At 64.6% G+C, this 19,396-nt stretch carries 20 protein-coding genes and 1 tRNA gene; 7 read left to right on the forward strand and 14 right to left on the reverse strand.

The features are described from left to right. The first annotated feature begins 55 nt into the window (after positions 1–55). From FCS99_RS04895 to FCS99_RS04915, 5 genes are read left to right on the forward strand one after another with little or no spacing between them, the layout of a single operon-like run. Positions 56–595: a F0F1 ATP synthase subunit delta gene (locus tag FCS99_RS04895; protein WP_138510954.1), complete on the forward strand. Its 540-nt coding sequence runs from the start codon at positions 56–58 to the stop codon at positions 593–595. 4 nt (positions 596–599) lie between these two features. Beyond that, positions 600–2,132 carry a F0F1 ATP synthase subunit alpha gene (gene atpA, locus FCS99_RS04900; RefSeq protein ID WP_138510955.1) on the forward strand — a complete coding sequence of 511 codons (1,533 nt, stop codon included), beginning with the start codon at positions 600–602 and terminating at the stop codon, positions 2,130–2,132. A 33-nt stretch (positions 2,133–2,165) separates the two neighbouring features. Further along, positions 2,166–3,053 (forward strand): F0F1 ATP synthase subunit gamma, encoded by an 888-nt coding sequence (locus FCS99_RS04905; protein WP_138510956.1) that lies wholly within the window; start codon positions 2,166–2,168, stop codon positions 3,051–3,053. A gap of 19 nt (positions 3,054–3,072) precedes the next feature. Further along, entirely contained in the window at positions 3,073–4,512 is a 1,440-nt protein-coding gene (gene atpD, locus FCS99_RS04910) for a F0F1 ATP synthase subunit beta (protein WP_138510957.1), read from the forward strand. A 31-nt stretch (positions 4,513–4,543) separates the two neighbouring features. After that, on the forward strand, positions 4,544–4,945 hold the full coding sequence (locus tag FCS99_RS04915; protein ID WP_138510958.1) for a F0F1 ATP synthase subunit epsilon: 402 nt from the start codon (positions 4,544–4,546) through the stop codon (positions 4,943–4,945). A 57-nt stretch (positions 4,946–5,002) separates the two neighbouring features. Here FCS99_RS04915 and FCS99_RS04920 read toward each other — a convergent pair whose 3' ends face one another. From FCS99_RS04920 to FCS99_RS04975, 12 genes are all read right to left on the reverse strand, one after another. Beyond that, entirely contained in the window at positions 5,003–5,500 is a 498-nt protein-coding gene (locus FCS99_RS04920; protein ID WP_138510959.1) for an RNA pyrophosphohydrolase, read from the reverse strand. Further along, positions 5,500–6,843: a divergent polysaccharide deacetylase family protein gene (locus FCS99_RS04925; RefSeq protein ID WP_138510960.1), complete on the reverse strand. Its 1,344-nt coding sequence runs from the start codon at positions 6,841–6,843 to the stop codon at positions 5,500–5,502. Before FCS99_RS04925 ends, FCS99_RS04920 begins: the two co-directional genes overlap by 1 nt. A 119-nt stretch (positions 6,844–6,962) precedes the next feature. Continuing rightward, entirely contained in the window at positions 6,963–8,276 is a 1,314-nt protein-coding gene (locus FCS99_RS04930) for a S41 family peptidase (RefSeq protein ID WP_138510961.1), read from the reverse strand. A gap of 30 nt (positions 8,277–8,306) precedes the next feature. Continuing rightward, positions 8,307–9,527, reverse strand: a complete 1,221-nt coding sequence (locus FCS99_RS04935; RefSeq protein ID WP_138510962.1) for a murein hydrolase activator EnvC family protein — start codon at positions 9,525–9,527, stop codon at positions 8,307–8,309. 31 nt (positions 9,528–9,558) lie between these two features. Then, positions 9,559–10,029, reverse strand: coding sequence for a 23S rRNA (pseudouridine(1915)-N(3))-methyltransferase RlmH (gene rlmH / locus FCS99_RS04940; RefSeq protein ID WP_138510963.1), 471 nt, complete (start codon positions 10,027–10,029; stop codon positions 9,559–9,561). Between the two features lie 22 nt (positions 10,030–10,051). Next, positions 10,052–10,483 (reverse strand): ribosome silencing factor, encoded by a 432-nt coding sequence (rsfS, locus tag FCS99_RS04945; RefSeq protein ID WP_138510964.1) that lies wholly within the window; start codon positions 10,481–10,483, stop codon positions 10,052–10,054. Positions 10,484–10,535: 52 nt separating this feature from the next. Beyond that, positions 10,536–11,147, reverse strand: a complete 612-nt coding sequence (locus FCS99_RS04950; RefSeq protein WP_138510965.1) for a nicotinate-nucleotide adenylyltransferase — start codon at positions 11,145–11,147, stop codon at positions 10,536–10,538. Position 11,148: 1 nt separating this feature from the next. Next, the gene (gene proB / locus FCS99_RS04955; RefSeq protein ID WP_138510966.1) at positions 11,149–12,258 is read right to left on the reverse strand and encodes a glutamate 5-kinase; all 1,110 of its coding nucleotides are present in this window, start codon (positions 12,256–12,258) and stop codon (positions 11,149–11,151) included. Continuing rightward, a complete protein-coding gene (gene obgE, locus FCS99_RS04960) occupies positions 12,255–13,301 on the reverse strand; it encodes a GTPase ObgE (RefSeq protein ID WP_138510967.1) in 1,047 nt (348 codons plus the stop codon). Before obgE ends, proB begins: the two co-directional genes overlap by 4 nt. A gap of 106 nt (positions 13,302–13,407) precedes the next feature. Then, a complete protein-coding gene (locus tag FCS99_RS04965) occupies positions 13,408–13,932 on the reverse strand; it encodes a GNAT family N-acetyltransferase (protein ID WP_138510968.1) in 525 nt (174 codons plus the stop codon). A 120-nt stretch (positions 13,933–14,052) separates the two neighbouring features. After that, positions 14,053–14,322, reverse strand: coding sequence for a 50S ribosomal protein L27 (gene rpmA / locus FCS99_RS04970; RefSeq protein ID WP_138510969.1), 270 nt, complete (start codon positions 14,320–14,322; stop codon positions 14,053–14,055). Between the two features lie 16 nt (positions 14,323–14,338). Continuing rightward, positions 14,339–15,007, reverse strand: coding sequence for a 50S ribosomal protein L21 (locus FCS99_RS04975; protein WP_138510970.1), 669 nt, complete (start codon positions 15,005–15,007; stop codon positions 14,339–14,341). A gap of 292 nt (positions 15,008–15,299) precedes the next feature. On the opposite strand from FCS99_RS04975, the gene FCS99_RS04980 reads away from it, so the two are divergent. Together FCS99_RS04980 and FCS99_RS04985 are read left to right on the forward strand one after the other, a co-directional pair. Beyond that, positions 15,300–15,389 (forward strand) — tRNA-Ser (locus tag FCS99_RS04980). Between the two features lie 121 nt (positions 15,390–15,510). Then, complete coding sequence (locus FCS99_RS04985) at positions 15,511–16,161, forward strand: response regulator (protein ID WP_138510971.1); 651 nt, start codon at positions 15,511–15,513, stop codon at positions 16,159–16,161. Here FCS99_RS04985 and FCS99_RS04990 read toward each other — a convergent pair. Both FCS99_RS04990 and FCS99_RS04995 read right to left on the reverse strand, forming a co-directional pair. Next, positions 16,137–17,951, reverse strand: a complete 1,815-nt coding sequence (locus FCS99_RS04990) for a hybrid sensor histidine kinase/response regulator (RefSeq protein WP_138510972.1) — start codon at positions 17,949–17,951, stop codon at positions 16,137–16,139. The two genes, FCS99_RS04985 and FCS99_RS04990, sit on opposite strands and share 25 nt — an antisense overlap. Continuing rightward, positions 17,948–19,318, reverse strand: a complete 1,371-nt coding sequence (locus FCS99_RS04995) for an MFS transporter (RefSeq protein WP_138510973.1) — start codon at positions 19,316–19,318, stop codon at positions 17,948–17,950. Before FCS99_RS04995 ends, FCS99_RS04990 begins: the two co-directional genes overlap by 4 nt. Positions 19,319–19,396: the final 78 nt, after the last annotated feature.

Consider the following 19,396-nt stretch of genomic DNA (forward strand, 5'->3'; position numbering starts at 1 on the left):
CCAGGTGCCGATCCAACTAGAGAGTGACGTCACGGTGAACACCGGTGCAGACGCCATGACAGCCCACGCAGCCGGTCGCTATGCGACCGCCCTGTTCGAGCTGGCCAAATCTTCGGGCGCCGCAGATGCGGTGGAGGCTGACCTTTCGGCCTTCCGCGCGATGCTCGATTCCTCCCCCGAACTGGCCGGGGCGCTGGCTTCGCCGCTTCATGCTGCCGAGGACAAGGTTTCTGTCCTGAAGGCGCTGGCGGAGAAAGCCAAGTTCAATGAATTGACCCTCAACACTTTCGGTGTTGCCGCGCGCAATGGTCGCGCCGGTGATCTGGGCAAGGTTGCGAGCGTTTACGCCGCCCTGGCCGCAGCCGACCGGGGTGTGGTGACGGCGGATGTGCAGACGGCTGCCCCGCTGACCAAGAAACAGACCGAGGCCCTGGCGGCTTCGCTGAAGGGTGCCTTCGGGCGCGAAATCGAGGTCCGCACGGATGTGCGGCCTGAATTGATGGGCGGGCTGATCGTGAAGGTCGGCTCCCGCATGTTCGACTCCTCCCTCCGCACCAAGCTGGATGGGATGAAGACCGCGATGAAAGAGGCCTAGGTCCATGGACATCCGTGCCGCAGAAATCTCTGCGATCCTCAAGGATCAAATCAAGAATTACGGCTCCGAAGCGAAAGTTTCGGACGTTGGTAGCGTGCTGTCCGTCGGTGACGGTATTGCCCGTGTCTATGGCCTCGATGAGGTGAAGGCCGGTGAGCTCGTCGAGTTCCCGGGCGGCATCAAGGGCATGGCCCTGAACCTCGAGCGCGACAATGTCGGCTGCGTGATCTTCGGCGATGACCGGGGCATCAAGGAAGGCGACACCGTCAAGCGCCTGGGTTCCATCGTGGACACCTCCGTCGGCAAGGGCCTGCTGGGTCGTGTCGTGGACGGTCTGGGTGAGCCGATCGACGGCAAGGGTCCGCTGACCGATGTCGCCGAGCGCCGCCGCGTTGACGTGAAAGCCCCGGGCATCATCCCGCGGAAATCCGTGCACGAGCCGATGGCGACGGGCATCAAGGCGATCGACGCCATGATCCCGGTTGGCCGTGGCCAGCGCGAACTGATCATTGGTGACCGCCAGACCGGCAAGACCGCGATTGCGCTGGACACCATCCTGAACCAGAAAGCCATCAACGAAGGCGATGATGAGAGCGCCAAGCTCTACTGCATCTATGTCGCCGTCGGCCAGAAGCGTTCCACGGTCGCCCAGATCGTGAAGACGCTCGAGGAAAACGGTGCCTTGGACTACACGATCGTCGTTGCGGCGACCGCGTCCGACCCGGCCCCGATGCAGTTCCTGGCCCCGTTCACGGCTTGCGCCATGGCGGAATACTTCCGCGATAACGGCATGCACGCCCTGATCGTGTATGATGACTTGTCCAAGCAGGCCGTCGCCTATCGTCAGATGTCCCTGCTGCTGCGCCGCCCGCCGGGCCGCGAAGCCTATCCGGGTGACGTCTTCTACCTGCACTCCCGTCTGCTGGAGCGTGCGGCGAAGCTGAACGAAGCCAATGGTTCCGGTTCCATGACGGCCCTGCCGATCATCGAAACCCAGGCCAATGACGTGTCGGCCTATATCCCGACCAACGTGATCTCGATCACCGACGGCCAGATCTTCCTGGAAACCGACCTGTTCTACCAGGGTATCCGCCCGGCCGTGAACGTCGGTCTGTCGGTGTCGCGCGTGGGCTCTGCCGCCCAGACGAAGGCGATGAAGCAGGTTGCCGGCAAGATGAAGGGTGAACTGGCCCAGTACCGCGAAATGGCGGCCTTTGCCCAGTTCGGTTCCGACCTCGACGCCGCAACGCAAAAGCTTCTGAACCGCGGTCAGCGCCTGACCGAGCTCCTCAAGCAGCCGCAATTCTCGCCGCTGTCCATGGAAGAGCAGGTCTGCGTGATCTATGCCGGTACGCGTGGCTATCTGGACAATGTTCCGACCTCGGACGTCCAGCGCTATGAAGCGGACCTGCTGCGTCACATCCATGCCGAGCACGGTGCGCTGCTGACGTCGATCCGCGACGAGAAGAAACTGACCGACGACTCCGAAGGCAAGCTGAAAGCGGCCCTCGAAAAGTTCACCGAACACTTCGCGTGAACCTGATCGGGACCAACCGCCAAGGAGAGCCGAATGGCCAGCCTTAAGGATCTCAAAAACCGGATCGAAAGCGTCAAGTCGACGCAGAAGATCACCAAGGCGATGCAGATGGTTGCTGCCGCGAAACTGCGCCGTGCGCAGGAAGCGGCAGAAGCTGCGCGTCCCTATGCCCAGCGCATGGCGGCCGTGATGGCGAACCTCTCCACCGCCATGGCCGGCACCCCCGGAGCCTCGCCGCTCCTGGTGGGCACCGGCAAGTCGGACACCTATCTGCTCGTCGTCATGACGGCAGACCGGGGCCTGTGCGGCGGCTTCAACACGAATATCGTGAAGAAGGCCCGCGAACGGATCACCACGCTCCAGGCCGCTGGCAAGGACGTGAAACTGATCTGTGTCGGCAAGAAGGGCGGCGAACAGCTCAAGCGCCAGTTCGCCAAACTGATTGTCGAGCGCATGGACCTGTCCGGCGAGAAAACGATTTCCGGTGCCACCTCCGGCAAGATCGGCGACAAGATCCGCTTCATGTTCGAAAACGGCGAATTTGACGTTTGCGAAATCGTGTCGGCGGAATTCGAATCCGTGATCTCGCAGAAGCCGCGCGCCAAAGTCCTGATCCCGGCCATTGATGCGATCGACGAAGGCGTCGAGCGTCCCGACCTGGCCGGTGCTGTCTATGAAGCGGAGCCGGATGAGGAAGTCATCCTGAATACGCTTCTGCCGCGCTATGCCGACACCGTCATTCTTTCGGCCCTGCTGGAAAATGTCGCCGGCGAAATGGGCGCGAAAATGGCTGCGATGGACAACGCCACGCGCAATGCCGGCGAACTCATCGACAAACTGAACCTTGTTTATAACCGCACGCGTCAGGCGCAGATCACCACGGAGTTGACTGAAATCATCTCCGGCGCCGAGGCCCTCTAGGCGAGAGGAAAGACCCGCTATGAGCACTCTTAAAGGCCGCATTGCCCAAGTTACGGGCGCTGTTGTGGACGTTGAATTCGAAGGCGGTCTGCCGGACATCCTCAACGCCCTTGAAACCACCAATGACGGCAAGACGCTCGTCCTCGAGGTTGCCCAGCACCTCGGCGAGAACACTGTCCGTACGATCGCCATGGACGCCACTGAAGGCCTCCAGCGCGGCACCGAGGTGAGCGACACCGGTTCGCCGATCACGGTTCCGGTTGGGCCGGGCACGCTCGGCCGCATCATGTCGGTCACGGGCGAAGCCATCGACGAAGCCGGTGACGTGGTCCACACGCAGCGCGCTCCGATCCACCGTCCGGCCCCGTCCTTCGACGAGCAGGCCACGGCGGCTGAAATCCTGCCGACGGGTATCAAGGTCGTCGACCTGCTCTGCCCGTACGCCAAGGGCGGCAAGATCGGCCTGTTCGGCGGTGCCGGCGTCGGCAAGACGGTTCTGATCCAGGAACTGATCAACAATATCGCCAAGATGTTCGGCGGCTACTCGGTCTTCGCCGGTGTGGGTGAGCGGACCCGTGAGGGTAACGACCTGTACTGGGAAATGATCGAATCCGGTGTGAACAAGGATCCGAAGGAAAACGACGGTTCCACCGAAGGTTCGCGTTGCGCCCTCGTCTTCGGCCAGATGAACGAGCCGCCGGGCGCCCGCGCCCGCGTCGCCCTGTCCGGTCTCGCCCAGGCGGAATACTTCCGCGACGAGGAAGGCAAGGACGTGCTGTTCTTCGTGGACAACATCTTCCGCTTCACGCAGGCCGGCGCCGAAGTGTCCGCCCTGCTGGGTCGTATCCCGTCCGCCGTGGGTTACCAGCCGACCCTGGCCACCGACATGGGTGCGCTGCAGGAACGCATTACCTCCACGACCAAGGGTTCGATCACCTCGGTGCAGGCCGTTTACGTGCCGGCCGATGACCTGACCGACCCGGCCCCGGCCACCACCTTCGCCCACCTGGATGCGACCACGGTTCTGAACCGCGCCATCTCGGAAAAGGGTATCTACCCGGCTGTGGACCCGCTGGACTCCACCTCGCGTATCCTGGAACCGCGCATCGTCGGTGACGAGCACTACGCCACCGCGCGTCGCGTTCAGGAAATCCTTCAGCGCTACAAGGCCCTGCAGGACATCATCGCGATCCTGGGCATGGACGAACTGTCCGAAGAGGACAAGCTGGTCGTGGCCCGCGCCCGTAAGGTCGAGCGCTTCCTGTCCCAGCCGTTCGACGTGGCTGAAATCTTCACCGGCTTCCCGGGCATCCAGGTGCCGGTCGCCGAGACCGTGAAGGGCTTCAAGGCGATCTGCGACGGTGAGTATGACCACCTGCCGGAAGCGGCGTTCTACATGGTCGGCACGATCGAAGACGCTGTGAAGAAGGCCGAGAAACTGGCCGCGGAAGCTGCGTAAGCAGCTTCCGGTCTAACCGGAGCACTGCCTGATGGCTGACAAACTCCATTTCGATCTCGTCTCTCCGGAGCGCCGCCTGTTCGCGGGTGATGTCGACCAGGTGGTCGTCCCGGGTGAAGAGGGTGATTTCGGTGTCCTGCCAAACCACGCCCCCTTCATGTCCGTCATCCGCCCGGGCGCGATCGCGGTCCTGAATGACGGCTCGACTGAGCGCACCTTCATCCATGGCGGTTTCGCCGAGGTGACGCCCGCCGGCCTGACCATCCTCGCCGAGGAAGCCATTCCGATGTCGGAAATCGACGCGGACGCCCTGGCCGAAAACCTGTCCAACGCCCGTGAAGACGTGGCCGCGGCCAAGGATGAGGAAGAGCGCGAGCACGCTGAAGGCCTGGTGGCCAAGTATGAAGCCATGCAGGCCGCCCTGGCCAACTAGGCTTCACGCCAGACGCGAAACAAGAGGCCGCTCCTTTCGGTGCGGCCTTTTTGTTGGTCAGGACTTGGCCCATGGCCGGAACGCCTCGACCACCCGGACATAGACATCCCGCTTCCAGGGGATGATCAGGTCGGGGATTTCGGCCAGCTCGCCCCAACGCCAGGCATCAAATTCGACCTCGGCATGGCAGGCGAGATCGATTTCACTGTCTTCGCCATGAAAGCGCAGGGCAAACCATCGCTGTTTCTGGCCGAGATGGCGTTTCTTGTGGAAGCGCGGGTCCTCGCGGACATCCGGCGGATAGTCATAGGCAATCCAGCCGGGGATCTCGTCAATGATCTCCACGGAGCGGCCGGGAATGCCGGTTTCTTCTTCGAGCTCGCGCAGGGCCGCGACACGGGCGTCTTCGCCGGCATCAATGCCGCCCTGGGGCAATTGCCAGTTCCAGGGGCCCGGCGTGCCGTCACGCCGGCCGAGCCAGACCTGACCCTTGGCATTGAACAGGGCGATGCCGACATTCGGCCGATGGTGCGGATATGGATCTTCGCCCGCCATCAGTGGCCGCTGGAGGCCGCGGCACCGTGACCGTCATCCTCGGAGGCACCGCCCCCGTGTTGCGGGCCGACATTCGTGCGCACCGGCGCCCGGTTGGGCTCGGCCTGACGCGGTTCATGGGCGCGGGCTTCATCCGCCAGTCGCGCTTCCAGACGGCGGCGTGCCATCACGGCGGAGGGCGGCGCCAGCTGATAGCCACGCAGGTCCAGGCCGGCGGTCCAGTCACGGATCTGGTCGACCGTGGCCGGATAGGCGAAGCCAGACCCGAGGGCGGCCCCGTTCTGCAGAGCGAGGGCTTCCAGGGCCAGCAGGCGCTCATCGATCGCGTCGGGGCTGAGGTCCTCGTCCAGGATACGGTCGGCAATGGCGTATTCGAGGTCGGCCGAGCGGGCAGCGCCCTCGATGGTGGCGCGGCGTCCGGCGCCGTCATGCAGGAAGGCCACACCGCGATGTTCGAGCTGGTCGAAGACATCGCTCAGGGCATCGGGCGAGGCTGAGAAGCGGGCACCGAGATAATTGGTCACCCCGAAATACCCCGTGGCGCGGCTGAGCACCCAGGCGAGGCGGCGGGCATTCTCCTCGGAGGAGCCGTCGGCCAACAGGGTGTGGGGGCCCGGATCATTATTGGGATAGTCGAAGGGCTCCATCGGCGCTTCGATCAGGACTTCATGACCGGCTTCGCGTGCCCGGTTGATCCAGGCCTGCAGGTCGCGTGTGTAGGGGGCGAAGGACAGCGCCACTTCCGGCGGCAGCTCGTCGATCGCGGCCTGGGTGACGGCGGTGTTCAGACCCATGCCGCCGATCACGACGGCGATCGTCGGCGCGCTCGGATCCCCGTGGAAGGGGCGGGCATAGGCCCGTGACGGCCGCGTACCGTCCGGGCCAATTTTGGGCAGGGGACCGCCGGGACCCGGTTCGGTCAGGCCGGCCATCGGTGCCCGGGGCAGGGCATTCGGATTGGCGGCGGGGGCGGCATGACTGGCAGCCGCATTGCGCGCCTCGGCATCGGCCGGGTCGGAGCCGGCCCCAGGCCGGGCGGCCGGGGTTTCAAACCCGTCATCGACGCCGTCCAGCGTGATGTCGTCGGCTTCGTCCGGTTCGAGGAAGCGGATCGGGGCGCCTGCGGTTTCGTGACCGGTGCCGGTGTCGTGGCCGGCCTCTGCCGTGATGATCGGCGTCGGGTCAAAACGGCCGCGCGCTGCCGGCAATTCCGTATTGGCTTCACCAAAAACGGCTACACCGGCCAGGATCAGTGCCAGAACGCCAGCGGTCGCGATCCCGGCGAAAATCGGGGCGCGAACGGTCAGCAGCGGCTGGGCGTGTCGAAGGACAGCGGTGGGCATTGCGGCGCAGGCCTGTGGCAATTGGCGTGTCGGTGCGCCCGTCCGGGCACACCCTCTCACGCCCCAGCATGCCGAAACCCCTGAAAGAAACGGTTAACGCCGTTTGTCGATTTGTCGCCTTACTGCAGGGCGGCCTGCTGGCTCTCCATCATCGAGCGAAGGACCTCCCGGGCCCGGCTGAGCTGGTAATCCTCATCCTCGGGCCAGTCGGCTGGCGGCTGTTCCACAGCGGCCACATCCGTATCCGCCCGATGTTCGCCATTCTCATTCTCCAGAGCGCCCGGCAGGTCGGCCTCGGAGGAGACTTGCGGTGCGCTGTGCTCGGGATCGCTGTCTTCCAGCTCCCAGGACGAGATCTGCAGGTCCGGGATGATGCCCGTGGCCTGGATGGAGCGGCCGGCCGGCGTGTAGTAGCGGCCCGTGGTCAGGCGCAGCGCGCCGTCACGGCCGCCGCGCAGCGGGATGATGGTCTGGACCGAGCCCTTGCCGAAACTCGTCATGCCGACCAGTTCGGCCCGCTCGCGGTCCTGCAGGGCACCGGCCACGATCTCGGCCGCACTGGCAGAGCCCTCATTGATCAGGATCACGATCGGCGCGCCGTTCAGCCGGTCACCCGGACGGGCATTGTAACGCTGGGTCTCGCGCGGATCGCGGGTGCGGGTGGAGACGACTTCGCCGCCATCCAGGAAGACATCGGTCACTCCGATGGCCTGGTCCAGTAGACCGCCCGGATTATAGCGCATGTCGATGATCAGGCCCGGCAGCTCCGCGCCGTATTCTTCCTGCAGCTCGGTAATGCCTTCATGGACCATTTCCGTGGTGCGCTCATTGAAGCCGGCGATCCGCATATAAGGCACGCCCTCATCGATACGGGTGGCCACGGTGCGCAGCGGAATCGTGTCGCGGACCAGGGTGACGTCGAACGGATCCTCGTCAGAGCGGGAAATCGTGATGGTGACCGGCTCGCCGACGGCCCCGCGCATCATTTCCACGGCTTCGTCGACGGACACGCCGATAATGCTCTCGCCATCGACGGCGATGATGCGGTCATTGGTGCGCAGGCCGGCGCGCTCGGCCGGAGTCTCGCTGATCGGGGAGACGACGGTGATGAAGTCTTCCCGGCGGGTCACTTCCATGCCCAGGCCGCCATATTCACCGCGGGTGGAGACGCGCAGATCCTCGTAGCTGTCGGGATTGTGGTAGACGGAGTGCGGATCCAGCGAGGTCAACATGCCTTCGATCGCGGCTTCGATCAGCTCGGCCTGGTCGGTGTCGGTGACATAGTCCGACTCGATCCGGCTGAGCACATCGCCGAAGAGTTCCAGCTGACGGAAGGTTTCCGTCCGGTCTTCCTGGCTACCCTCGGCTGACACCGCAATGGCCACGGCGCCGACAGCAAAGGCGACCATGGAAGCGAAGACATTGATACGCATGCGTACTCGCGTCCTTTGAGCGCGATATCCTTAACCGGCCTCTGCGCCTGTCCGGATCCAAGGGGCCGGATCGATCGCATCGCCGTCTCGTCGCAGTTCCAGATACAAATCCGGTGCCGGTTGAGACTGATCCGGCATGGCACCGACAGGTTCCCCTGCCAAAACGCTCTGACCGACAGAGGCATAGGTCACCGCCATGCCAGCCAGCACGATATAGTAGTCATCCCCGACATTCAGTATCAAGAGACCGCCGTAGGTGTTGAACGGTCCCGCGAACTCCACGCGGGCATCGAAAGGCGAGACTACCTGCGCTCTGGGCCGTGTCCGAATGAAAATTCCGTCAGACCGTGTGCCATCTTCGGCCACATGCCCGAAACGCCGGGTGATTTCCCCGCGCGCCGGAGCCTGGAGCCGGCCGCGCGCATCGGCAAAGCGCAAAGTCTGCAGCGGCGCTGTTGGTGCCCGTGCTGCGACCATGTCACGCGGCGGCCGCATGCGCGGGGCCGGGATGGCATCGGTGACTTCCAGGCGGCGCGGACTGAGATTGGGCGTCACCTCGGCCATGCGGGACAATTCGCCGATCAGGCTGCGGATGGAGCGGGCGCGCTCTCCGGCTGACGAGGCGACGGCCAGCAATTCCACGGCTTCATTGCGGCGACGCGCCTCCAGCCCGCGGCGTTCCGCGATCAGGACTTCCAGCTCCAGCCGCTGGGCGGCCAGCGTGTCCTCGGTGGAGGCCAGTCTGGCCTGCTCGGCCTCGATGTCGGCGCGCAGGGTACGCAATTGGGCTAATTGTTCCGCCAGGGCATCGGCCCGTTCGCGCAGGGCGGGCGCGACATCGGCCATCAACGCGGCGGCCCGGGCAGCATCGGCGGCATCGCCGGGGGCTGCCAGAATGGCCGGAGGTGCCTGGCTTTCAATTCGCTGGATTGCCGCCAGCAAGGCCATCAGGGCCTCGCGGTCCTCATTGAGGCGCGACAGGAGTTCGTTTTCCTCGCGGCCCAGTTCGGCCAAGCGCTGTTCGGTTTCAAGGGCGGCATTTTCACTGGCCCCCACCCGCTGGCCCAGTTCGACAAGCTGGCGCTGCATGAGCGCAATTTCCTGTGCCATTTCCTCAGCCTGGCGGCGCATGGCGGCGGCGCGTTCCGCGGCCTGCTGTTCCTCGCGCTCCAGACGCGCCGCTTCCTCCGGGTCCGGAGGCGGAGCCGGCTGGGTCTGAACCAGGGCAAGGGCAGCGATCAGGCTGAGCATGACGGCAAGCTAGAGCGGCGTGGGTTAACGCTCAATCACGATGATAGGGCGAGCCTGCCAATATCGAGACGGCGCGATAGAGTTGTTCGGCCAGCATGACCCGAACCAGCTTGTGCGGCCAGACCGCAGGGCCGAAGGCCAGCATGAGATCCGGTTGCGGCAGGGCAGTGCGGTCATGGCCGTCAGCGCCCCCGATGCAGAAGACGGCTTCGCGTGCACCCTCATCCCGCCAGCGTTCGATCTGGCTGGCGAATTGGCGGGAGGACAGGGCCTTGCCGCGCTCATCCAGCAGGATCAGCTTGGCGCCCGGCTCCAGGGTCTGGGCCAGGGCCCGGCTTTCATCGCTGGACGTTTTGAGGGCGCGATTGTCGATCTCGGTCTCGCTGAGCGGGCCCAGCCCGATGGGGCGCCCGGTGGCGGTGCAGCGATCCATATAGGTGTCGACGAGCTCGCGCTCGGGGCCGGACTTGATCCGGCTGAGCGCGGCGATACGCAGTTTCACGCGGCAGGTCCCGAAGCCGGCGTCAGGACGCCGTGGCTTCCGGCTCGACCGACCACATCTTTTCCAGATTGTAGAAACCGCGCACTTCCGGACGGAACAGGTGGACGATGACATCACCGGCATCGATCAGCACCCAGTCACAGGTCTGCATGCCTTCGACCCGGGCCTTGCCGGTACCGTGTTCCTTGAGCTTGCGCACAAGATGATCGGCCAGCGCGTTCACGTGCCGGGCCGACCGCCCGGAGGCGACGATCATGATATCGGTGACGGAAGATTTGCCGCGCAGATCAATCGCGACGATGTCTTCGGCCTTGTCGTCTTCCAGTGAATCGAGAACCAGGGTCTCCAGTTCTTCGACATGCGTATCATCACCGGTGACGCGAACGGCGGCGGCCGACTCCTGCTCCTTGCGGGGCGATAATTCCGTAGACAGGGCTGGTGTCCTCTCTGACATCCAAAACAATACGCCATTCATAGCACGCTTTGCGTCTCTCGACGAGACATGTTCAGCGGGTTTGCTGGCGGGCCCGGCGAATATCGGATGAGGCATGGGGATGCAAGCGTCCCGTCAGATAGGTCCAGGCCGGGGCCTCCTGGTCTGCCAGGGTGGCGGCCGCGCTCTCCGGGATGCGGGCATGGGCAAAATAGCGGGCTGCCGGGGACAGGCGGGCGCGAACAGCGTCCGTGGGGCGGGCAATCACGGCGACCGGGCATGATGCGAACACGCCCTGCCAATGCGCCCAGCGATGGATGCCGGACAGATTGTCCGCGCCCATCAGCCAGACGAATTTCACGTCCGGCTTGCGGGTTCGCAAATGGTGCAGAAGGTCGATGGTCCGGGTTGTTCCGATCCGCGCCTCGATATCGGAGACGACCATGCCGGGATCGCGGGCCAGTTCGGACACAAGCGTCATGCGGCGGTCCAGGTCGCTCGCCTGACGGGCCTTGAGCGGGTTCTGCGGCGAGACCAGCCACCAGACCCGGTCCAGTTTCAGCCGGCGCATGGCGGTCCGGGCCGCGTGGAGATGGCCGTGGTGCGGCGGATCGAACGTCCCCCCCAGCAGGCCGACGCGCAGTCCCGGTGCCAAGGCTTCCGAGTGCAGAACAGAGGAAGGCATGTTAGTCATCCAGCACCAGGTCGTCGACATGGATCAGCGCGCTGGATCGACGATATCCCAGAAGGGATTCAATGTCTTCGGTGCGGGCTCCGGCGATCCGGGCGGCATCGCCAGAAGCGTAGGCCGTGACGCCGCGGCCGATGGTCCGGCCGTCGGAATCCAGAATGCGGATCGTGTCACCGCGCTCGAAACGGCCCTCGATACCGGTCAGTCCGACGGGAAGCAGGGATTTGCCGGCGCGAAGGGCAGAGACGGCCCCCGCATCAATCCGGACCGCAGCGTCCGGACTGACCGATCCGGAGATCCAGGCTTCGCGGGCGCGGGCGGATGATCGGGCCGGGTGGAACCAGGAGCCGTGCGCGAAATCTTCCAGGCTGAGGATCGGCTCGGGGGCCAGACCCAAGGCGATGGCCGTGGCGCAGCCCGACCGGCCGGCCAGCTCGGCGGCAAGGATCTTGGTCCGCATGCCACCTGTTCCCACGGCTGCGGCCGCGTTGGCGGTGCCTGCCATGGCGTGGATGCGCTCATCAATACGCGGAATGTCGGCAATGAACCGGGCGTCGGGATGCAGGCGCGGGTCCTGCTCGTACAGGCCATCAATGTCTGACAGCAAGACCAGGAGGTCGGCGCCGATCAGTTGGGCGACGCGGGCGGCCAGGCGGTCATTGTCGCCATAGCGGATCTCGTCGGTGGCGATCGTGTCATTCTCATTGACGATGGCGATGGCGCCCAGCTCGGCCAGGGTTTGCAGTGTGGCGCGGGCATTGAGCCAGGATCGACGGTTTTCGGTCACATCCAGGGTGAGCAGGGCCTGCGCGGTGGCCAGCCCATGTGGCTCGAACGCCGCCTCCCAGGCGGCGGCCAGGCGGGGTTGTCCGGCCGCGGCGGCGGCCTGTTTCTGTTCCAGGCTGAGCACGGGTTGGGTCAGCCCCAGTCTTTCCCGGCCCAGGGCGACGGCGCCGGACGAGACCAGAACCACATTCACGCCGGCCTGGCGGAGATGGGCAATGTCGGCGGCAATCGCTGACAGCACCTCCGGCCCGGCCTGCACCAGCGCCGAGCCCGCCTTGATCACAATGGATGTCAGCGAGGCCAGGGCGGGGCGTGTCACGGGGTCCAGCCGCCGTTTTCCTCCGCCTCTGCGGCGGCTTTTTCTGCGGCGCGGTCCTCCAGGACGACATCCCAGGCTTCGCGGCACAAATCCTTGATCCCGTCACCGGACACGCCGGACAGGAGGCGGACCGGTTTGCCGGACGCGGCTTCCAGTGCGGCCTTCTTCTCGGCGATGTCGTCTTCGGTCATCGCATCGGTCTTGTTGAGGGCGAGGATTTCGGTCTTCGTGTCGAGCCCGGCGCCATAGGCTTCCAGTTCAGTGCGAACCGTCCGGTAAGCGGCGGCGACGTCTTCCTGCGTACCGTCCACGAGATGGATCAGCGAGGCGCAGCGTTCGACATGGCCCAGGAAACGGTCCCCGATCCCGGCGCCTTCATGGGCGCCTTCGATCAGGCCGGGAATGTCGGCCACAATGAAGCGTGATCCCGGACCCAGATCGACCACGCCGAGATTGGGATAGAGCGTGGTGAAGGGATAGGCCGCGATCTTGGGGTGGGCGCGCGACACGACGGACAGGAAGGTCGACTTGCCGGCGTTCGGCAGGCCCACCAGGCCGACATCGGCGATCAGTTTCAGGCGCAGCCAGATCCAGCGTTCTTCGCCCGGAAAGCCCGGCGTGGATTTGCGGGGTGCCTGGTTGGTGGAGGATTTGTAGCGGGTATTGCCCTTGCCGCCATCGCCGCCGCGCGCCAGCAGGACGCGTTGGCCGATCTCGGTCATGTCGGCGAGGACTTCTTCCTTGTCCTCATCCAGGATTTGCGTGCCGGCGGGCACCAGCAGGGTCACGTCCTCGCCACCGGCACCGGTGCGGTTCTGGCCCATGCCGTGGTGACCGGTCTGGGCTTTGAAGTGCTGCTTGTAGCGATAGTCGATCAGCGTGTTGAGGCCTTCCACGGCCTCCACCCAGACATCACCGCCCTTGCCGCCATCGCCGCCATCGGGACCGCCATATTCCACATAGGCCTCGCGCCGGAAGGAGACACAGCCGCCTCCCCCGTTTCCGGAGCGGACATAGACTTTGGCCTGGTCGAGAAATTTCATCGTTGCGGTCTTTTCAAAAGGCGTGCGTCAAGAAGAAGCGCCTGTCTATACAGGGAATGGCGCCAAAGTTCAGTGTGTTTATTCGGTCTTGTGAGCCGGGGATGTTTTAGACCCCACCCCACACCATGTCCAAACAGCGGGTCGGCCCCATGCGGGCCATGGAAAAGTGTTCTCCGGTCTTGCCGGTATAGGCGAAGCCCAGCTTTTCCAGCACACGACCGGAGGCCGGATTGTCGTCGGCATGGGCGGCGGTCAGCGTGGTCGCGCCGAGGGTTTTCGTGCCCAGATCGACCAGGGCCTGGCCGATCTCGGTCGCGAATCCCTGGCCCCACCAGGGCTTGCCGATCCAGTAGCCGATTTCCCATTCGGCCGCTGCTGAACGCTTGAATACGCCGCCGCCGCCGATGACCTCACCCGCATGCTCCACGGTGAGGGACTGATTGCCTTGCGGTTTCCAGCTCGCCCGCGTCATCAGCACCCACATTTCCGCGCCCAGCGTGGGATAGGGGTGGGGAATGCGGGCCGTGTTTTTGGCGACATCGTAATCTCCGCAATAGCGGGCGACGGCCGGGGCATCTTCCATGTCAGGCAGGCGCAACAGGCAGCGTTCAGTCTCGATCCGGGGACCCATGGTCCGGCTCCTTCGGGGGAGAAGGCATAGAAAAAGGGGAGGCGGCGGTCCGTCTCCCCTTTTCACGCATCATGCGCTCCGGACCCCGCTAGGCGGGCAGTCCGGCTATCATGGACTGCCCTATTCGGCTGCGTCGGCGATCGGTTCGACCGATACGAATGCCTTGCCGCCAGATTTCTTGGCAAACTTCACGCGGCCTTCGGTAAGGGCGAAGAGGGTGTGGTCCTTGCCCATGCCGACATTGGCACCCGGATTCACCTTGGTGCCGCGCTGACGCACGATGATGTTGCCCGGAATGACCGTCTGGCCGCCGAACTTCTTGACGCCAAGGCGCCGGCCTTCAGAGTCGCGACCGTTACGGGATGAACCGCCTGCTTTTTTGTGAGCCATGAGTTAAGCCCTCCGATTACGACGCCAGCGCTTTCGCGGCGTTGATCCAGTCACCCTTCTCGGCCTTGGCCTTGAGACCGGTAATGGTCTCGGAGAGGGTCTCCATGTCAGCATCCGACCACGCCGCGATCTGGGCGAAGGACGTGATGCCGGCTTCGTTCAGCTTGGTCGCCAGCGCCGGGCCAACACCCGTCAGCTGGGTCAGGTCGTCATTCGACGCGGCCTTCGGGGCAGCAGCCTTTTTCGGCGCCGCGGCCTTGGCCTCGGCCTTCGGAGCGGCGGCCTTCTTGGCCGGAGCCTTCTTGGCTTCGGTCTTGGCGTCCGACTTCGGCGCGGCCGTGGTCGACTTCAGCTTGGTCTTGGCGGTTTCGCCCGGGGCCACGATCTCCGCGATGCGAACCAGGGAACCCCACTGACGGTGGCCCTTGGTGCGGCGGTAGTTCTGGCGGCGGCGCTTCTTGAAGACGATGACCTTCTTGGCGCGATTGGTGTCGACCAGCTCGCCGATCACCTGGGCGCCGTCAACGATCGGGGAACCGACCGTGACGCCGGCGTCGGAGCCAAGCATGAGGACATCGCCGAGGGCCAGCGTGTCGCCGGCAGCCCCTTCGAGCTTTTCAATCCGAATTTCGTCGCCAGCGGCTACGCGGTACTGCTTGCCGCCGGTCTTGATCACTGCAAACATGATCGTCCGATCCTTTTTTGCGATCCCGTCCAGCCCTTGTTTTACAGGCTTGGCGAGGTCCTTTTTCTTCACTCCGTATGCCCGGAGCGTTGTTCATCAATTATGGGCCCGCACGGGCAAGCCGCGCGAGCAGGAGCGGGCGTTATACGCATGCGCGAGCCAGAGTCAATGCGATCAGGCCTGTCCAGGCGGGTCGCGCGGGAGTTTTGGCAGCTGTCCGGTCGGCGGTGTCGTACAGCGTTCGCCCCTTGATTTTATCGCAGGCCTCGGCCAAAACCCCGCTTCCCCGTGCGGAGAGGTGCCGGAGTGGTCGAACGGGGCGGTCTCGAAAACCGTTGTACCTTTACGGGTACCGAGGGTTCGAATCCCTCTCTCTCCGCCATTTCCCCTTCAGGAATTCGCGCGATCCGATCGGCTGGTCATCCTTGGCTGGTTCGGGCCGGGCGTGTTTGCCGAGTGGCCATGTCCGGACGCTGGCGCTATGAACGAAGCGGGGGGATGGAATGAGCCTTTGCCGCATTGCCTTGATCGACGACCACACGCTGTTCTCGGCGGCTTTCGGGACGCTGATGGGCCAGTTGCGGCCGGATTGCCGGATCGATGTGTTCGACGATCCGATTGCCTTCCTGAAATCGGACGCCCATCCGTCTGACTATGATTTGTTCATCCTGGACCTGGTGATGCAGCGCATGAACGGGCTCAGCCTGTTGGCGAGCCTGCGGCAACAGGCGCCGCGCTGCCGGGTGCTCATGCTGTCCGGTGTGGGCACGGAGCCACCGATCTCGGACATGCGGCGGCTGGGAGCCAAGGGGTTCGTCCACAAGTCCGATGACTCCGAGGTCCTGCTGGGTGCCATTGATGCGATCCTCGCGGGCAAGACCTGTTTTCCCAGTCTGGATGCGGATCCGGAGGATGCAGATGAGGAAAGGGTCTATCTGACGCCGTCGGACCGGACCCTGCCGGGCCTGGCCCCCCGTCAGCTGGAAGTGCTCAACCTGATCGCCAATGGAGAGACCAACAAGGCGATTGCGGACCGGCTACAGATCTCCGAAAACACCGTCAAATCCCACCTCAAGGCGATCTTCGAAGCCCTGGGCGAGCGCACCCGGACCGGCTGTGTGCGAACGGCTCAGACGCTCGGACTGATCGGCTGATCCGGCGCGGCGTCACGCCCTGAATCCATCAGGTCCAGCATGGTGCGCCGCAGCTGGAACGGATCGGCCGGCTTGGACAGGAGGGCCAGGGCCTCCATCTCCGGCAGGCCCTTGAACCGGTCGATATCACCGGACATCAAAATGGCCGGCACGGTTTCGGCGACTTCAGCCCGCAGGGTCTCGATCACGGTGAGCCCGTCCTCGCCCTGTTTCAGGCGTTTGTCGACCAGAAGGATGTCGGGCGTGTCCGGCGCCCAGGACAGGGCTTCCAGGGCCTCGCGTCCGGAATCCGCCGCGATCACCCGGCAGGACCAACCGGTCAGCAGGATGGAGAGGCTTTCCCGTACGGCCTTGTCATCCTCGACCAGAACGATGAAGGGAGGGGCGGGGAAGGCATCAAAGCCCTGCTCATCGGACACGGGCAGGGCCTCGGCGTCGGCGGTGGGCAGGATGACGCCGGCAGTCGTCCCCGCTCCGGGCCGGCTGTCGAACAGGATCTCCACGCCCATCCGGTCAGCGAGCTGCCGGACAATGGACAGGCCCAGCCCCAGACCCCGCGTGTCGCTGGCATCGGGGTCGAGCTGGACGTATTCCTCGAAAATCCGCTCCTGGGCCTCGAGCGGGATGCCCGGGCCGGTATCGGTAATCTCGATGCGCATTCTGTCGGGCTCAAACGGTCGGGCACAGAGTTTGATCTGCCCGCCAGCGGGCGTGAATTTGAGTGCGTTGGACAGGAAATTGCGCAGGATGCGGCCCACCAGGAGTGGATCGCCCCGGACGGCTGCCGGTTCGGCTTCCACGGAAATATCGATCTGGTGGTTCGACGCGGTCTTGGAAACCTCGGCGGCCAGGCGCGACAGGGTTTCGCCAACATCGAAAATGGCGGGTTTCACCACAATGCCACCGCTTTCGATCCGGGCGGCTTCGACCAAGCCCTGGAGCAGGCTTTGCTGACTGCGCCAGCAGGCCTCGATCCGGTCGAGCAGTTCGCGCTGGTCCGGTTGGGACAATTGGCTGCGCAGGGCCCCGATCAGAAATCCCTGGGCCTGCAGCGGCTGGGACATGTCATGGCTGGCGGCCGCCAGGAAGCGGGTCTTTTCCGCGCTGACCCGGGCGAGCTTCTCCGCCTGTTCCTTCAGCTGTTCGGACAGGCGGCGATTGCGCTCGGCGGCCAGGCTTTCCAGTGTCTGCACTTCGGCCCGGGCGCTGACCAGAAGACCGAAACCGTAATAGATCAACAGGCCCAGCCCGATAAGGCGGATACCGCCATCCACTTCCACCAGCCAATAGGCACTGAACGGGACCAGGGTCGCGGTCGCCAGGCTGACGAAGCTGGGCCGGTATTCCGAACTGGGCATCATGCCGCCGACCGAGATCGAGAAGACCATGTTGATGGCGATGAATAGGTTGAGGACGGAGCTGGTGTCCAGAAAGCGGATCGCCAGACCGGACCAGATCAGTCCGGTGATCCCGGAAATAATGACATGGCCGGTCAGATATCGTTTGAGCCGGTCCGGTGTCACACCCTCGGGGACCATGATGCGCGGATAGATGTAGACAACGCCCACCATTGCGGATGTCACCAACAGCCAGACCAGGGCGAAACCCGGCTGGCCGGACAGGGCGATCAGGGCGGTCAGATAGATGATGACGATCTGGATGATCAGGCAGGATTGTCCGGTCCGCCGTCGCAGCAGCTGGGCCTGGCTCAGCCGGACCTGGGCCAGGTCTTCGGGGGCAAAGCCTCGCGATGTGTGCTCGGCAGGGTCTTGTGTCCCGGCGGCCGTCATTGTGAGGCGACCGTGTCGCGGATGCGCCCATAGCGATAGGTCACGCCGATGAGGGCCAGAAGGCAGAGTGCGGGACCGGCGCTGCACAGAAGGCGGATGGTGTGTCGGACCGGTTCGGAGACGCTTTCGCTGCCGCCCGCTTCATGTCCTGCAAGGTAGAGGGCCAGGCCGATGAGGAGTCCTGTCAGTCCGGACACGGTTTTCTGGACGAAGGTCGCCAGTCCGAACATGCGGGCCTCGATCCGGGTTCCGGTCCTGTCCGAATGGGCATCGATCGCGTCAGGCAGGAGCGACCAGAACATGACGGGCAGACAGGCATTGCCCGCCGCGGCGAGGGCGATGAAACCCAGCGCCATCGGGATGGCGTCCCGCGGAACGAGGCCCAGGCCGGCATAGCCGAGTGCGGCCAGCAATAATCCGGCCGCGAGCGTGGCGGGCTTGGAAAGGCGATGGGCCAGCGCCGCCCAGGCAGGGGCCAGCGGGATCATGATCAGTGCGGGAAGGCCCAGGGCCAGCGGGGTCAGGTCTGGCCGCTGGAAATGATAGGACACGAGGTAGAGCACGGTCTGGGTGTAGAGACCAAAGCTGAGGGTCGCCAGAGCCATGATGATCATGAGGCGCGAGAAGCGTGGATCGGACACCGCGCGGCGCAGAGCGAGAAGCAGGTCGGCGTGAAAGCCCGTCGTGCCCTGGCTGTTGTCGTCCCCGGCCGGTTCCTGCGCGGGTTCGGCCATGAGGCCGGAGCAGGACCAGAGGCTGAAACCCGCCAGTGCGCCGAGCGTCAGGGCGGCGATGAGGTAGGCCGGTCCCTCCTCCATTTGAAGGTTGAGCACGTCGATCATGACCGGTGTGGCCAAGGCCGCCATCAGTCCGCCCGCGGCGGCCCCGATGACGCGCAGGGCGGCCAGGGTGTTTCGGGTTCCGGGGTTCCGGGTCAGCCGGGCCGGCATGGTGTTGTAGGGCATGCTGGCAAATGTGTAGGCCGTCCGGAAACCGACATGGGTGGCCAGCGCCCAGAGGGCTGCGGGCAGAAGACCATCAAAGGGTTGGGTGAAGAGAAGTGGATAGGCAAGGGCCAGCGGTAACGCCGCCGCGCCGACCAGCCCGCCATAGCGTCCGATTTTTCGCGCCTTGCGTTCCGTCCAGGTCGCAATGAACGGGTCGGAGATCGCATCCCAGATCATTCCGGCCATGTAGATGCCACCGGCAAGCAGCGCCGGAAGGCCCACGATTTCCGTATAGAAATACAGCAAGAAAAGCGCGCAGCCCTGCCACAGCATGACAAAGCCGAAATCGCCCAGGCCGAAACCCAGACGGGTCTTTGTGTTGACCTTGGCGACTGGCTTTTCCGGCTCGTGACTGGCCATTCGGCCTTCCCCCTACCCTGTGCCGGCTCTTATGAAATCTGCGCGACCCACCCATTCGGGTGATTGATACTTGCGTTA

Source organism: Maricaulis alexandrii, assembly GCF_005871165.1.
Classification (GTDB): Bacteria; Pseudomonadota; Alphaproteobacteria; order Caulobacterales; family Maricaulaceae; genus Maricaulis; species Maricaulis alexandrii.

What these genes read in the sequence shown, in the direction of transcription:
- FCS99_RS04990 (WP_138510972.1), bottom strand. Translation starts at nt 17,951, where the DNA reads ATGACGGCCGCCGGGACACAAGACCCTGCCGAGCACACATCGCGAGGC.
- FCS99_RS04985 (WP_138510971.1), top strand. Translation starts at nt 15,511, where the DNA reads ATGAGCCTTTGCCGCATTGCCTTGATCGACGACCACACGCTGTTCTCG.
- FCS99_RS04935 (WP_138510962.1), bottom strand. Translation starts at nt 9,527, where the DNA reads ATGCTCAGCCTGATCGCTGCCCTTGCCCTGGTTCAGACCCAGCCGGCT.
- atpD (WP_138510957.1), top strand. Translation starts at nt 3,073, where the DNA reads ATGAGCACTCTTAAAGGCCGCATTGCCCAAGTTACGGGCGCTGTTGTG.
- FCS99_RS04895 (WP_138510954.1), top strand. Translation starts at nt 56, where the DNA reads ATGACAGCCCACGCAGCCGGTCGCTATGCGACCGCCCTGTTCGAGCTG.
- obgE (WP_138510967.1), bottom strand. Translation starts at nt 13,301, where the DNA reads ATGAAATTTCTCGACCAGGCCAAAGTCTATGTCCGCTCCGGAAACGGG.
- rsfS (WP_138510964.1), bottom strand. Translation starts at nt 10,483, where the DNA reads ATGTCAGAGAGGACACCAGCCCTGTCTACGGAATTATCGCCCCGCAAG.
- FCS99_RS04950 (WP_138510965.1), bottom strand. Translation starts at nt 11,147, where the DNA reads ATGCCTTCCTCTGTTCTGCACTCGGAAGCCTTGGCACCGGGACTGCGC.
- FCS99_RS04995 (WP_138510973.1), bottom strand. Translation starts at nt 19,318, where the DNA reads ATGGCCAGTCACGAGCCGGAAAAGCCAGTCGCCAAGGTCAACACAAAG.
- FCS99_RS04920 (WP_138510959.1), bottom strand. Translation starts at nt 5,500, where the DNA reads ATGGCGGGCGAAGATCCATATCCGCACCATCGGCCGAATGTCGGCATC.
- rpmA (WP_138510969.1), bottom strand. Translation starts at nt 14,322, where the DNA reads ATGGCTCACAAAAAAGCAGGCGGTTCATCCCGTAACGGTCGCGACTCT.
- FCS99_RS04965 (WP_138510968.1), bottom strand. Translation starts at nt 13,932, where the DNA reads ATGGGTCCCCGGATCGAGACTGAACGCTGCCTGTTGCGCCTGCCTGAC.
- FCS99_RS04905 (WP_138510956.1), top strand. Translation starts at nt 2,166, where the DNA reads ATGGCCAGCCTTAAGGATCTCAAAAACCGGATCGAAAGCGTCAAGTCG.
- FCS99_RS04930 (WP_138510961.1), bottom strand. Translation starts at nt 8,276, where the DNA reads ATGCGTATCAATGTCTTCGCTTCCATGGTCGCCTTTGCTGTCGGCGCC.
- FCS99_RS04975 (WP_138510970.1), bottom strand. Translation starts at nt 15,007, where the DNA reads ATGTTTGCAGTGATCAAGACCGGCGGCAAGCAGTACCGCGTAGCCGCT.
- FCS99_RS04915 (WP_138510958.1), top strand. Translation starts at nt 4,544, where the DNA reads ATGGCTGACAAACTCCATTTCGATCTCGTCTCTCCGGAGCGCCGCCTG.
- FCS99_RS04925 (WP_138510960.1), bottom strand. Translation starts at nt 6,843, where the DNA reads ATGCCCACCGCTGTCCTTCGACACGCCCAGCCGCTGCTGACCGTTCGC.
- atpA (WP_138510955.1), top strand. Translation starts at nt 600, where the DNA reads ATGGACATCCGTGCCGCAGAAATCTCTGCGATCCTCAAGGATCAAATC.